11 protein-coding genes are annotated in these 13107 nt (G+C 71.9%); 7 read left to right on the forward strand and 4 right to left on the reverse strand.

Features of this window, described 5'->3' with window-relative positions; genetic code table 11:
* Nucleotides 1-8: 8 nt before the first annotated feature.
* The gene (locus tag ACXR8F_RS09500; RefSeq protein WP_045188110.1) at nucleotides 9-1088 is read left to right on the forward strand and encodes a tRNA (adenine-N1)-methyltransferase; all 1080 of its coding nucleotides are present in this window, start codon (nucleotides 9-11) and stop codon (nucleotides 1086-1088) included.
* A gap of 55 nt (nucleotides 1089-1143) precedes the next feature.
* Entirely contained in the window at nucleotides 1144-2907 is a 1764-nt protein-coding gene (arc, locus tag ACXR8F_RS09505; RefSeq protein ID WP_045188108.1) for a proteasome ATPase, read from the forward strand.
* A gap of 114 nt (nucleotides 2908-3021) precedes the next feature.
* Here arc and ACXR8F_RS09510 read toward each other — a convergent pair whose 3' ends face one another.
* The 3 genes from ACXR8F_RS09510 to ACXR8F_RS09520 are packed head-to-tail and all read right to left on the reverse strand — an operon-like array spanning nucleotide 3022 to nucleotide 5432.
* Entirely contained in the window at nucleotides 3022-3411 is a 390-nt protein-coding gene (locus ACXR8F_RS09510; RefSeq protein WP_458799951.1) for a DUF3054 domain-containing protein, read from the reverse strand.
* Entirely contained in the window at nucleotides 3408-4397 is a 990-nt protein-coding gene (locus tag ACXR8F_RS09515) for a ribose-phosphate diphosphokinase (protein WP_045188104.1), read from the reverse strand. The genes ACXR8F_RS09510 and ACXR8F_RS09515 overlap by 4 nt, the downstream gene beginning before the upstream one ends.
* 51 nt (nucleotides 4398-4448) lie before the next feature.
* Nucleotides 4449-5432: an alpha/beta hydrolase gene (locus tag ACXR8F_RS09520; protein ID WP_458799953.1), complete on the reverse strand. Its 984-nt coding sequence runs from the start codon at nucleotides 5430-5432 to the stop codon at nucleotides 4449-4451.
* A 104-nt stretch (nucleotides 5433-5536) separates the two neighbouring features.
* Here ACXR8F_RS09520 and ACXR8F_RS09525 point away from each other — a divergent pair, with 104 nt between their 5' ends.
* The 5 genes from ACXR8F_RS09525 to prcA all read left to right on the forward strand — a co-directional run bounded on the left by ACXR8F_RS09525 (nucleotide 5537) and on the right by prcA (nucleotide 11677).
* Nucleotides 5537-8116: a lysylphosphatidylglycerol synthase domain-containing protein gene (locus ACXR8F_RS09525; RefSeq protein WP_458799954.1), complete on the forward strand. Its 2580-nt coding sequence runs from the start codon at nucleotides 5537-5539 to the stop codon at nucleotides 8114-8116.
* A gap of 68 nt (nucleotides 8117-8184) precedes the next feature.
* Nucleotides 8185-9705, forward strand: a complete 1521-nt coding sequence (gene dop, locus ACXR8F_RS09530; RefSeq protein ID WP_458799956.1) for a depupylase/deamidase Dop — start codon at nucleotides 8185-8187, stop codon at nucleotides 9703-9705.
* A gap of 144 nt (nucleotides 9706-9849) precedes the next feature.
* Nucleotides 9850-10056, forward strand: coding sequence for a ubiquitin-like protein Pup (locus ACXR8F_RS09535; RefSeq protein WP_045188098.1), 207 nt, complete (start codon nucleotides 9850-9852; stop codon nucleotides 10054-10056).
* Nucleotides 10053-10886 (forward strand): proteasome subunit beta, encoded by an 834-nt coding sequence (gene prcB / locus ACXR8F_RS09540; protein WP_045188096.1) that lies wholly within the window; start codon nucleotides 10053-10055, stop codon nucleotides 10884-10886. Before ACXR8F_RS09535 ends, prcB begins: the two co-directional genes overlap by 4 nt.
* Nucleotides 10883-11677, forward strand: coding sequence for a proteasome subunit alpha (prcA, locus tag ACXR8F_RS09545; RefSeq protein ID WP_458799958.1), 795 nt, complete (start codon nucleotides 10883-10885; stop codon nucleotides 11675-11677). The genes prcB and prcA overlap by 4 nt, the downstream gene beginning before the upstream one ends.
* A 70-nt stretch (nucleotides 11678-11747) precedes the next feature.
* On the opposite strand, the gene ACXR8F_RS09550 is transcribed toward prcA, so the two are convergent.
* Complete coding sequence (locus tag ACXR8F_RS09550; protein ID WP_458799960.1) at nucleotides 11748-13016, reverse strand: hypothetical protein; 1269 nt, start codon at nucleotides 13014-13016, stop codon at nucleotides 11748-11750.
* Between the last annotated feature and the right edge of the window lie 91 nt (nucleotides 13017-13107).

Consider the following 13107-nt stretch of genomic DNA (forward strand, 5'->3'; position numbering starts at 1 on the left):
GTGCTCCCATGACCGACGCCGCACAGTCCCTCGTCACCGGTGCAGCCCACAACCGCCGCGGCGTCTTCGAGGTGGGGGAACGGGTGCAGCTGACCGATCCCAAGGGCCGGCTGCACACCATCACCCTCGAGCCCGGCCGTGAGTTCCACACGCACCGCGGGTTCCTGCGGCACGACGACCTCATCGGCTCGCCCGACGGCTCGGTGGTGACCAACACCGCCGGCGTCGAGTACCTCGCGCTCCGTCCCCTCCTCAGCGACTACGTCATGTCGATGCCGCGCGGGGCAGCGGTCGTCTACCCCAAGGACTCCGGCCAGATCGTCCAGATGGCCGACATCTTCCCGGGCGCGACGGTCGTCGAGGCCGGGGTCGGCAGTGGGGCGCTGTCGATGTCCCTGCTGCGCGCCATCGGCGAGAACGGACGCCTGCTGTCGTTCGAGCGCCGCGAGGACTTCGCCGAGATCGCCCGCGGCAACGGCCGCGCCTTCTTCGGGGGTGACCACCCCGCCTGGACCGTCACGGTGGGTGACCTCGTCGCCTCGCTCCCGCAGGTCGCCGAGGGCGGCACGGTCGACCGCGTTGTGCTCGACATGCTCGCCCCTTGGGAGTGCCTCGACGCCGTGTCGGAGGCGCTCATCCCCGGCGGCGTGCTCATCTGCTACGTCGCCACCACCACCCAGCTGAGCCGGGTCGCCGAGGGCATCCGTGCCCACGGCGGCTTCACCGAGCCCTCCGCTTGGGAGTCGCTGGTGCGCGGCTGGCACCTGGAGGGCCTCGCCGTGCGGCCCCAGCACCGCATGCACGGCCACACCGGCTTCCTCATCACGACGCGCCGCCTCGCGCCGGGCGTCGAGGCACCCGAGCGCAAGCGGCGCCCGGCCAAGGGCGCCTACGGTGACAACGGCGCCGCGGACGGCACCACGACGACGCCGGGCGGAGCGGGCGATCAGGTCGCCGGTTCCACCGCGTCCACGGACATCCCGGCCGATGCCTGGACCCCTGAAGCGCTGGGCGAACGGGTCAAGAGCGACAAGACGATCCGGCGCCTCCGGCGATCAGTGGCTGAAACGTCCGACGACTTGGGCTGACGCGGGGTTAGGGTCGAATCGTCACTATGTGCGAGTGACGGATGAGGAGGCCGAGATGTCTGACGACGTCCGCAACCCAGACCCTGAAGGTGCCGCCGGCGCCGGAGCCCCCGATGTGGGGGACCGCGAGCTCGCAGCCCTGCGTGCCGAGGTCGAGTCCCTGCGTGAGGTGGCGCGGCACTCGCCGCAGCGCACCCGCGAGCTCGAGGCCCGGCTGGCTCACGTGCAGACGAGCCTCTCGACGCTCTCGTCGCAGAACGAGCGGCTCGTGCGCACGCTCAAGGACGCGCGCGAGCAGATCGTCACCCTCAAGAAGGAGGTCGACCGGCTCGCCCAGCCGCCCAGCACCTACGGGCTCGTGGTCGACGCTCCCGACGACGGCGCCGTCGACATCCTCACGGGTGGACGGAAGATGCGCGTGGCGATCAGCCCGTCGGTCGACCAGAAGGAGCTCGGGCTCGGCCGCGAGGTGATGCTCAACGAGGCGCTCAACGTCGTCTCGGTCCACGGCTACGAGCGCGTGGGCGAGGTCGTCACGGTCAAGGAGCGCATCGAGCCCGACCGCGTCGTCGTCGTGACGCACGGCGACGAGGAGCGCGTGTGCCGCATCGCCACGCCGCTGCTCGACGAGCGCATCCGGGTCGGCGACTCCCTGACCCTCGACCCGCGCTCCAACTTCGTGCACGAGCTCATCCCGAAGCTCGAGGTCGAGGAGCTGGTCCTCGAGGAGGTGCCCGACGTCGACTACGCCGACATCGGTGGTCTCGCCGGCCAGATCGAGCAGATCCGTGACGCGGTCGAGCTCCCCTTCCTGCACCCCGAGCTCTACAAGGAGCACGCCCTCAAGCCGCCCAAGGGGGTGCTGCTCTACGGCCCTCCCGGGTGCGGCAAGACGCTCATCGCCAAGGCGGTGGCCGCCTCGCTCGCGCGCCAGGTCGCGGCCCGCACGGGCAAGCAGACGGAGAAGAGCTACTTCCTCAACATCAAGGGCCCCGAGCTGCTCAACAAGTACGTCGGTGAGACCGAGCGGCACATCCGCCTGATCTTCCAGCGTGCTCGCGAAAAGGCCTCTGACGGAACGCCCGTCGTCGTCTTCTTCGACGAGATGGACTCGCTCTTCCGCACCCGCGGTTCGGGTGTGAGCAGCGACGTCGAGACCACGATCGTGCCGCAGCTCCTCGCCGAGATCGATGGCGTCGAGCGGCTCGACAACGTCATCGTCATCGGTGCCTCCAACCGTGAGGACATGATCGACCCGGCGATCCTGCGGCCGGGACGTCTCGACGCCAAGATCAAGATCGAGCGGCCCGACGCCGAGAGCGCGCGAGACATCTTCAGCAAGTACCTCACCGACACGCTGCCGCTCCACGAGCACGACCTCGCGGTCAACGGCGGCAGCCGCGACGCGACCGTCGAGGCCATGATCACGGCGGCCGTCGAGCGGATGTACTCGGAGATGGAGGAGAACCGCTTCCTCGAGGTCACCTACCAGGGCGGCGACAAGGAGATCCTCTACTTCAAGGACTTCAACTCGGGCGCGATGATCCAGAACATCGTCGACCGGGCCAAGAAGCTCGCGATCAAGGACTTCCTCACCACCGGCCAGAAGGGCATCCGCGTCGAGCACCTGCTCGCCAGCTGCGTCGACGAGTTCAAGGAGAACGAGGACCTGCCCAACACGACCAACCCCGACGACTGGGCGCGCATCAGCGGCAAGAAGGGCGAGCGCATCGTCTACATCCGCACGCTCATCAAGGGCAAGGACGGCACCGAGCCGGGCCGTTCCATCGCGACGGCCAACACCGGCCAGTACCTCTGACCCCGGAGAGCAGCCAACCGCCAGGGCACGGTGCCCACTCGACCTTCCTGGGTCGGGTGGGCACTGTGCCGGCTCGGCAAGGTGCCCGTTCGACGGTGGGGCGCGGCGGGTGGGTCAGGTGCGCACGGGGGAGCGGCGGGCGGCATACGCGCCCAGGGCTCGCCAGCCGAGCAGGAAGGCCGCCAGCACGACCGAGGCCACCACGACGAAGCTGGCCGCCGTGCCCGAGCCGACGGCTCGACGCAGCACGATCCCCACGAGCACCGTGGCGAACCAGACCGTCACGCCCGGGGCGAGGTCGACCGGCCAGGTGCGGCGCATGACCCGCACCACGATCCAGCCCAGCGCCGTGCCGACGAGGAACGGCCACGCCGTGGCGAGGGCGCCGACGACGGGGTTGGTCTCGTCGTGGCTGGCGCGTCCGACGGCAGCGAACACGACGACGAGCACGACGTCGAGAAGGAGGGCGACGCCGGGGTGCCGCCACCAGGGGATGCGGCTCATGCAGGCGTCTCGAACGGCAACTTGGCCTGGGGCGGCGCGTGCGTGGGGTCGACGCCCTCGAAGAGCGAGCTCACCGAGCGGCCGTGGTGGATGCGGCTGATCGCCTCGGCGAAGAGCGCCGACACCGAACGCACCGTGAGCTCGGGCCAGCCGTCGGGGGCGGGCACCGTGTCGGTGGTGACGACCTCGGTGACGAACGGGTGGCCGCGCAGCCGCTCGACGGCCTTGCCGGCGAAGAGCCCGTGCGTGCAGACGATGGCCGCCTCGGTGGCGCCGGCGTCCTTGAGGCGGTCCATCAGCTCGAGCATCGAGCCGCCGGTGGCGATCTCGTCGTCGAGGATGATCGCCCGTCGGCCCGCGACATCGCCGACGATCGAGTCGATGACGACGCGGTCGTCGGCGACTCGCTGCTTGGAGCCGGCGGCGACGGGCAGGCCGAGCAGTCGGGCGAACTGCGTGGCCACCTTGGCGTTGCCGAGGTCGGGGCTGACGACGATCGAGTTCGTGAGGTCGGCGTCGCGGAAGTGGTCGGCGAGCACGCCGATCGCGGTGAGGTGGTCGACGGGCGTCGAGAAGAAGCCGTGCACCTGCGGCGCGTGCAACGCCATCGTCAGCACCCGGTGGGCGCCCGCGGTCGAGATCATGTCGGCGACGAGACGGCCGCCGAGCGAGATGCGCGACGCGTCCTTCTTGTCGGAGCGGGCGTACGCGTAGTGCGGCATGACGGCGGTGATCTGTGCCGCGGAGGCGCCGCGTGCCGCGTCGATCATGAGGAGCAGCTCCATGAGGTGCTCCTGCGTGGGCGGCACGAGCGGCTGCACGATGTAGACGTCGCGCTGCCGGCAGTTGGCGAGCAGCTGTGCCTGGAGGCAGTCGTTGCTGAACCGCTTGATGTCGACGGGGGACCGCGTGACCCCGAGGTGCGAGCAGATGCGGTCGGCAAGGGCGGGGTGCGCCGAGCCGCTGAACACGACGACATCGTTCACTTCGAGACCATCCCTCACGAGACTCGCGTGCGTTGGCAGACTATCGGAGGTTCAACGGTGTGCGTGGGCGGAGACCCAGTCCGCGAGCTCAGCGCGGGCCGCGGCACCGGCTCTCGTGGCCCCCGGAAAGCTCATGAAACCGTGCGGCACCCGCGGGTAGTTCGTGTGCCGCACCGGACTGCCCGCGCGGCGGAGCGCGTCGGCGTAGCGCCCGCCCTCGTCGCGCAGCGGGTCGAGGTCCGCGGTCTGCACGAGCGTGGCCGGCAGGCGCGCGTGGTCGGGGGCGTGCAGCGGCGACACGAGTGGGTCCCGGCGGTCGAGGGCGTCCTCGCCGTCACCGAGGTAGTGCGCGAGGAAGGCGTCCATGTCGGGCCGGGTCAGGATCGGGGCCTGGGCGTGCTGGGCGACGGACGGGCTGCTCATCGTGGCGTCGACCGCGGGGTAGAGCAGGGCCTGGTAGCCCACGTCGACTGCCTCGTCGCGCAGCACGTGCGCGGCCACGGCGGCGAGGTTGCCACCCGCTGAGTCGCCCGCCAGGCCGATCCCCGTCGGCCGTATGCCGTCCGCCTCGCCCCTCGACGCGACCCACCGTGCCGCGTCGACGCAGTCGTGCGCCGCCTGCGGGGCGCGGTGCTCGGGTGCCAGGCGGTAGTCGACGTTGAGCACGGCGACCCGGCAGACGTCGGCGAGCCAGGCGCAGATGGGGTCGTAGCCGCGGGTGTTGCCGAGCACCCAACCGCCGCCGTGGAACCACAGCAGCGCCGGCAGCGTGTCGCCCTGGGAGTCCCGGCGGCGGTAGGTGCGCACGGCGATCCGGTGCCCGTCGCGCGCCGGGAACGACAGGTCTCCGACGAGCACCGACGCCGGGACGGGGCCGGTCACCCAGGTGTACGGAGCGCGCGGCGGCGTGAAAAGCGCTCTGCTGCGGGCGATTCCGTCGGGGGTGAGGGTGGCGATGCCGCCGCGCCACCGTTGCACGGCGCGGGCGAGCAGCTTGGTGCGCAGGGGCATGTCCCAGGAGCCGGTCGCCGTCACGAGCGCCAGTCTGGCACCTTCACCCGTGAGGCGGACGAGTGCCCGGGCGGCAACGGGGCCTCAGGTGCGGCCAATCGGGGCGTGGCTCAGGCAGGATTGACCCCATGCCCGACGACACCGACCGCGCGCGACACTCCGGTCGCGCCGTCGACGAAGGTCGTCCGGGGCACGCAGACGAGAGCACGGGGGAAGACATGCGCACGACGGCGCAGCAGGAGGCGGTCGACAAGACCGCACCGGAGGAACCGACTCCGGAGCCGGCCAGGGAGGTCGAGGCGATCGACCCGGAGGCGCCGACTCCGGTGCCACCGGCCGACGTCGACGTCGTGGAGCCGGCCATCCCCGAGCGGGTGCGCCGTCCTGCGGACGTCGTGCGCCTCGTCGTGGCGCTGCTGCTGCTGGTGCTCGGCCTCGTCGTGGCCGACCTCGCGGCAGGCACGCGTGGCGCCGTGGAGCAGGACCTCACCGACGTCACCAGCGGGCTGCCGAGGGTGCTGCTGACGCTGCTCTCGCTCGTCAGCGGCATCGGGGTTCTCCTCGTGCCGATCGGCGTGGGCGTGGACCTCGTCCTGCGCCGGCGTGGGCTGCAGCTGATCCAGGCGCTCGGAGCGGCCGTCGTCGCCGGTGTCATCGTCATCGTGCTCGCGGTGCTGGTGCAGTCGGGCAACGGGGGCTTCGTCACCGACGTCCTCACGCGCCCGACCCCGACCGGGCACACCGGCCCGCTCGACATCGTCATCGTCTCGACGGTCTCGCTGCTGACGGTGGCGGACATCTCCGGCCGCAAGTGGATCTGGCCGATCGCCGTCACCGTCGTCGTCGCGACCCTGGTCACGACGCTGCTCTCGGGAGCCATGACGCTGGCGGCCCTCACCGCCTCGCTGCTGCTCGGCTGGCTCGTCGGCATCGCGTTCCGGCTCGTCTTCGGCGTCACGTCGACCCGCGCGCCGGGGCGCGACGTGGCCGACGTGCTCGTCGCCACGGGCGTGCCGCTGCGCCGGCTCGAGCTCATCGACGCCAACGACGCCGGTGACCGTCGCTACCTCGGCACCACCGAGGCCTCCGACGGCGCGCGCACCGTCGACGTGCACGTCATCGACCGCGACACCTTCGGCCTCGCTTCGGGGCGGCGCTTCCTGCGCGTGCTCCGCCTGAGGAGCGGCTTCACCCGGCCGCCCGCGCTCACGCTGCGCTCGGAGGTCGAGCACCGCACCCTCATGGGCCTCGTCCTCGAGGACCTCGGCATCCCGGCCCCACGGCCGGTGTCCGTCGCCGAGGTGGGCCCGTTCTCGGCGGTCGTCGCGTACCTCGAGCCGAAGGGACGTCCCCTGGCCGAGGTGGGGTCCGACCTCACCGATGCCCAGCTCGCAGCGGTGTTCCGGCTCTCGGAGACCCTCCACCGGCGGCGGGTGGCCCACCGTTCCCTCAGCCCACAGCACGTCCTCGTCGACGGCGACACCGTGGCACTCGGGAGCCTCGGCAGCGGGGACGTCGCCGCCGACGACATCAGCTTGCGCATCGACCTGGCCCAGCTGCTGACCACGGTCGCCCTCGCCGTCGGTCCCGAACGCACGGTCCGGGCCGCGGCCGAGACGCTCGGCGAGGAGGCTGTCCTGCGCGCCGTGCCGCTGCTCCAGTCCGTCGCCCTGACGCCCGAGACCCGGGAGGCGCTGCGCGAACGACGTGGCGTCCTCAAGGAGCTGCGCAGCCGCCTCGTCGAGCTGCGTCCCTCGATCGAGCACGTCGAGCCGGTGCAGCTGCGTCGCGTCTCGGCCCGCGCGGTGGTCACCGTCATCGGCGGCGCCGTGGCCGCGTACTTCATCCTCACCCAGCTCACCCAGTTCGACCTCGCCACCGTCTTCCGCGAGGCCGACTGGCGCTGGATCCTCGGTCTCGTGGCGTTCGCGGCGGCGACGTTCGCGGGCGCCTCCATCGCGCTCGCCGGGGCCTCGCCGATCCACCTGCGGTTCGTCCGCACGTACATGACGCAGCTCGCGGTCGCGTTCAGCGGTCTGGTCGCCCCGGCGGCGGTCGGCAACATCGCGCTCAACACCCGTTACCTGCAGACGTCCGGCCTGCAGCCGACGCTGGCCGGCGCGAGCGTCGGCGTGGCCCAGGTGGCTCAGTTCTGCTCGTACTTCGTGCTGCTCGTCGTCTCGGGCGTGCTGGCCGGCACCGGGCCTTCCGTCTCCTTCAGCCCGTCGCCCGTGCTCGTCGCGGCGATCCTGGCCGTCGTCATCGCGGCGCTCGGGCTGCTCGCCGTGCCGAAGATCCGGGCGCTGCTCACCGAGCGGGTCATGCCGCAGGTGCGTTCCGCGCTGCCGCAGGTGCTCGAGACGTTCCAGCACCCGCAGCGCCTCGCCCAGCTGCTCGGCGGCGCGCTCGTGCTCGACGTGTCGTTCGTGGCGGCACTCGTGTGCGCCACGAGGGCCTTCGGTGCCGAGCCGTCGGTGGCGTCGGTTGCGGTCGTCTACTTCGCCGGTGCCATCGTCGGCTCGGCCGTGCCGACCCCCGGTGGTCTCGGAGGCATCGAGGCGGCGATGTCGTTCGGCCTCATCCAGATCGGCGTCGACAGCGCCGTGGCCGTGCCCGCGGTGATCCTCTACCGCCTTGCGACCTACTGGCTGCCGATCCCGTTCGGGTGGTTCTCGCTCAACCGGCTCCAGAAGGTCGGCGCCCTCTGAAGGGGCCGCACGCGTACGCGGGTCGGACCGTCGCGGAGACCCCGCGCAGCTCCGGTTAGGGTCGGGCCATGACGGTGCGTCGGATCATGGGGCTCGAGACCGAGTACGGCATCTCCGTGCCGGGCGACCCGATGGCCAACCCGATGTTCCTCTCGGGTCAGGTCGTCAGCGTGTACGCCGCCGCCCAGGGCATCCGGTCGAACCAGTCGAGCTGGGACTACGCCTTCGAGGACCCGTTGCGCGACGCGCGCGGCTGGCAGCTCGACCGGCAGACCGCCGACCCGAGCCAGCTGACCGACGTCGAGGACCCGACGCTCGCCAACGTGGTGCTCACGAACGGCGCCCGCTACTACGTCGACCACGCGCACCCCGAGTACAGCTCGCCCGAGGTGACGCTCCCGCGCGACGCCGTGACGTGGGACCGGGCCGGCGACGCCATCGCGCTCGAGTCCGTGCGCCTGCTCGCCGCCCGTCCCGGCCAGCCCCCGGTCAACCTCTACAAGAACAACGCCGACGGCAAGGGCCAGTCCTACGGCACGCACGAGAACTACCTCATGCCGCGACGCACGCCGTTCCCCGACATCGTGCGCCACCTCGTCCCCTTCTTCGTCACGCGCCAGGTCGTCTGCGGCGCCGGGCGGGTCGGGCTCGGCGTCGACAGCAGGGGAGCGGGCTTCCAGGTCTCCCAGCGCGCCGACTTCTTCGAGACCGAGGTCGGGCTCGAGACGACCCTGAAGCGGCCGATCATCAACACCCGCGACGAGCCCCACGCCGTCGCCGACCGCTACCGCCGACTGCACGTCATCATCGGAGACGCCAACCAGCTCGACGTCGCGACCCTCCTCAAGACCGGCACGACCTCCCTCGTGCTCGGCATGATCGAGGACGGCCACCTCACCGAGGACTGGTCCATCCGCCGCCCCGTCGCCGCGCTGCAGACGGTGTCGCACGACCCCACGCTCCAGGCCACGGTCGAGCTCACGGACGGGCGCACCGTCACCGCTCTCGACATCCAGTGGATGTACCTCGAGGCCGCCCGCAGCTGGCTCGAGCGCCGCGGCGACGACCCGGAGCCCGAGGCCACCGCCGAGGTCATGGCCCTCTGGGAGGAGGTCCTCACCGGTCTCGGCCGCGACGTCATGTCGTGCTCGGCGCTGCTCGACTGGGTGGCCAAGCTCAAGGTGCTCGAGGGCTACCGCGCCCGCGACGGCCTCGCCTGGGACGACCACCGCCTCGCCGCGATCGACATCCAGTGGGCCGACGTGCGCCCCGAGAAGGGGATCGTGCACCGCCTGCGCGACCGCGGCATGCTCCGCGACCTCGTGTCGCCCGAGGAGGTCAAGGCCGCCCAGGCGACGCCCCCCGAAGACACCCGGGCCTGGTTCCGGGGCGAGTGCGTGCGCCGCTTCACCGGGCAGGTCTTCTCGGCGAGCTGGGACTCCGTCGTCTTCGACGTGCCCGGTCGCGCCAGCCTGCAGCGCGTGCCCATCCTCGAGCCGGAGCGCGGCACCCGGGCGCAGGTGGGCGCCCTGCTCGAGGACAGCGCCGACGTGGCAGAGCTGCTCCGCGGCCTCGCCACCCCCGAGTGAGGCGCCGGCCTCCCACCTGCCCTTCGCGCGACTCCCGAGGCGTCCCCGGGCCGTATGCCGTCCGCCCGCCGAGGCGGTGCTCGGAACGCACGCTCGCACGGGTTAGGGTCGAGCCAACGAGGTCTTTCACTCTGGGAGGTAGCCATGCCGGGTCAGGAGCACGCCAAGCCGCAGCGTCGTGACGAGGAGCCGCCCGAGGCGCCCGAGGCACCTCCCGCCGCCCCCGCCGGCGCTGCCGTCAAGGAGGGCCTCACCGACGACATCGACAGCGTCCTCGACGAGATCGACGGGGTGCTCGAGTCCAACGCCGAGGAGTTCGTGCGCGGCTTCGTCCAGAAGGGCGGCCAGTGACCGACGCTCTCCCGGGACGCTCGCGTCGGCTCGATGACGCCTTCCTGAGCGCGGGGTCGTCCTCCTTCACCGAGTTCGTCTCCGCCTACCGGCCCGAGCTCCTGCCCGCCGGTCGGCGCCTGCCCTCGGGGGCGAGCATCGAGGCCCCGCACGGCACGACCATCGTCGCGCTCCTCTTCGACGGCGGCGTCGTCATGGCCGGCGACCGCCGGGCCACGATGGGCAACATCATCGCCAACCGCGACATGGAGAAGGTCTTCGCGGCCGACGACTACAGCGTCGTCGGGATCGCCGGGACTGCGGGGATCGCCATCGAGCTGGTCCGGCTCTACCAGGTCGAGCTCGAGCACTACGAGAAGATCGAGGGCGCGATCATGTCGCTCGAGGGCAAGGCCAACCGCCTCGCGTCCATGATCCGGGGCAACCTGGGGCTCGCGATGCAGGGCCTGACGGTCGTGCCGACGTACGCCGGGTTCGATCTCGAGTCCGCGACCGGGCGCATCTACTCCTACGACGTGACCGGCGGCTGCTACGTCGAGGGCGGCCACCACTCGACCGGTTCCGGGTCGGTCTTCGCACGTGGGGCCCTGAAGAAGCTGTGGCGCCCGGGGCTGGCCGAGGAGCAGGCGGTGTCGATCGCCGTCGAGGCGCTCTACGACGCCGCCGACGACGACTCCGCGACCGGAGGGCCCGACCTCGGTCGCCAGATCTGGCCCACCGTCGCGGTCGTCGACCATGCCGGCGCCCGCTTCGTGCCCCAGGACCTCCTCGAGGGCCACGTCGAACAGGTCGTGGCCTCTCGCCGCGGCAACCCGGGAGGTGCCCGATGAGCATGCCGTTCTACGTCCCGCCCGAGCAGGTCATGAAGGACCGGGCCGACTTCGCGCGCAAGGGAATTGCGCGCGGGCGCTCGGTCATCGTCGTCGGCTACGACCGCGGCATCGCGTTCGTCGCCGAGAACCCCTCGCGGGCGCTGCACAAGGTGTCGGAGATCTACGACCGCATCGCGTTCGCCGCCGTGGGCCGCTACAACGAGTTCGAGAGCCTGCGCGTCGCCGGCATCCGGTACGCCGACCTCCGTGGCTACTCCTACGACCGCACCGACGTGACGGCGCGCGCGCTGGCCAACACCTACGCCCAGACGCTCGGCGCCGTCTTCACCCAGGAGTCCAAGCCGTTCGAGATCGAGATCGTGGTCGCCGAGGTCGGCGTCGACAGCGACGGTGACCAGATCTTCCGGCTCACCTACGACGGGTCGGTCGCAGACGAGCAGGGCTTCGTGGCGATGGGCGGTGCCAGCGACGCCGCCGAGGAGCGGTTGGGCACCGCCTGGCGCCCCGGGATGAACCTCGGGGAGGTGCTCCGGGTCGCCGTCGACGTGCTCGCCGCGGGCGAGAACGGCGAGCGCCGGGCCCTCGACGCCGCGCAGCTCGAGGTGGCCGTCCTCGACCGCGACCGGCCGCGCCGGTCGTTCCGCCGCATCGTCGGACCCCTGCTCTCGAGGCTGATCGAGCCGCGAGAGACCACCGATGCCCCGGCCGACGTGCTCGGCTCCCCGCCTGCCACCGCGGCCGACAGCCCGCCCCCTGGCGGCGAGCCCGACCGCCCGACCGAGCCGTAGGCGTACGGACACGACCGAGGCCGCCCACCGGGTCAGGTGGGCGGCCTCCGTCGTGTCGTCGGCCGGCGGCTCAGCGGTTGGACGCGCCGACCTTCTGGTCGCCCGGCTTGCGCTGGTAGTAGGACGCACCGCTCGACGGGGCCTCGCCCTTCTCGTCGCCGGCCGCGTCGGCGTCCTGACGCTGCGCACCGTCGGCAGCGTCGGAGCCTGCGGTGTCTGCTGCGTCGGCAGCCTCGTCCGTCACCTGGTTCGTCGGCTCGGGATGGTGGGCCTCCGCGTCGTCGGCGCCGGACTCGTCGGCGGACCCGCCGTCCGAGTCGCCCGCCGCCTCGTCGGCGGGCTTGCCCGCCGCATCGGCGGCCGGGAGCACCTGCGTGGCGTCGGCCGGCGGCGCGGGCTGGGCCGGCTTGTCGGGAGTGTTGAGGGTGTCGACGAGGGCCCCGCCGCCGAGCGTGGCGAGCATCTGGCGGACGTTGCCCAGCTGGGCCGTGATCGCGTCGCGCTGGGCCGAGGCGGCCGAGAGCTCGCGGTCGGACTCCTCGCGCAGCCGCGACGCGTGGTCGCGTGCCTCGGAGACGATCTGGTCGGCCTGCGCCTGGGCGTTCTCCAGCAGGCGCTCCGCGCGAGTCCGCATCTCCTGAGCGTCGTGCTCGGCCCGCTCGGTGAGCTGGCGCAGCCGCGTCTCGCTCTCGCTCAGTGCCGCCTCCTGCTGCTGGCGGCGGACCTCGAACTCGAGGTCGGCGGCCTCGCGCCGCGCGGCGAGCTTGACCTCGAGCTCCGCCGAGGCGGTGGAGGCCTTGAGCCGGTGTGCCTCGAACTCGGCGGCCGCCTCCTGGCGCTGGGCGGCGGTGACGCTCTGCGCCTCGGCGACGATGGCCTGGGCCTCACGGTTGGCCTGGGCGATGATGCGCACGGCCTCCTCGTCTGCGCGGGCGCGGGCCTGCTCCGCGTACGTGCTCGTGGTCGACTTGAGGTCGTTGGCGGCGCGGTTGGCGCGCTCGCGGATCTCGTCGGCCTCGGCGTTGGCCCGCTTGCGCATGTCGGCGGCCTCCTCGTCGGCGAGCGAGAGGATCTGTCCGATGCGCTCACCGAGGTCGGTGAACGTCTGCGCGGCCGTCGGGCTGCTGTTCTTCTTGAGGTCGGCCATCACGCGCGACTGCTGCCCCAGCTGTCCCCGGAGGTCGGTCAGGGCGGCGTTGAGCTTGGTCAGCTCGACGCTGCGCTCGGCGGCGTCCTTCTTCGCAGCCTGGAGGATGCGGTTCTGCGACTCGATGAAGGCGTCGACCTCCTCGGGCTCGTAGCCGCGGCGGGAGGACTTGAAGTGCGGTCTGTCGATCATTTCCGTCCAATGCAGGGGGGAGGGTGTGGGGGCCAGCCGTGAGGGATCAGCAGCATCCATTGTGGCAGCCACATTCTCGTGCCTGTCCGGT

The sequence above is a fragment of the Terrabacter sp. AAH1 genome (genome assembly GCF_054456855.1).

What these genes read in the sequence shown, in the direction of transcription:
- ACXR8F_RS09535 (WP_045188098.1), top strand. Translation starts at nt 9,850, where the DNA reads ATGCCGGGTCAGGAGCACGCCAAGCCGCAGCGTCGTGACGAGGAGCCG.
- ACXR8F_RS09510 (WP_458799951.1), bottom strand. Translation starts at nt 3,411, where the DNA reads ATGAGCCGCATCCCCTGGTGGCGGCACCCCGGCGTCGCCCTCCTTCTC.
- arc (WP_045188108.1), top strand. Translation starts at nt 1,144, where the DNA reads ATGTCTGACGACGTCCGCAACCCAGACCCTGAAGGTGCCGCCGGCGCC.
- ACXR8F_RS09500 (WP_045188110.1), top strand. Translation starts at nt 9, where the DNA reads ATGACCGACGCCGCACAGTCCCTCGTCACCGGTGCAGCCCACAACCGC.
- ACXR8F_RS09550 (WP_458799960.1), bottom strand. Translation starts at nt 13,016, where the DNA reads ATGATCGACAGACCGCACTTCAAGTCCTCCCGCCGCGGCTACGAGCCC.
- dop (WP_458799956.1), top strand. Translation starts at nt 8,185, where the DNA reads ATGACGGTGCGTCGGATCATGGGGCTCGAGACCGAGTACGGCATCTCC.
- prcA (WP_458799958.1), top strand. Translation starts at nt 10,883, where the DNA reads ATGAGCATGCCGTTCTACGTCCCGCCCGAGCAGGTCATGAAGGACCGG.
- ACXR8F_RS09525 (WP_458799954.1), top strand. Translation starts at nt 5,537, where the DNA reads ATGCCCGACGACACCGACCGCGCGCGACACTCCGGTCGCGCCGTCGAC.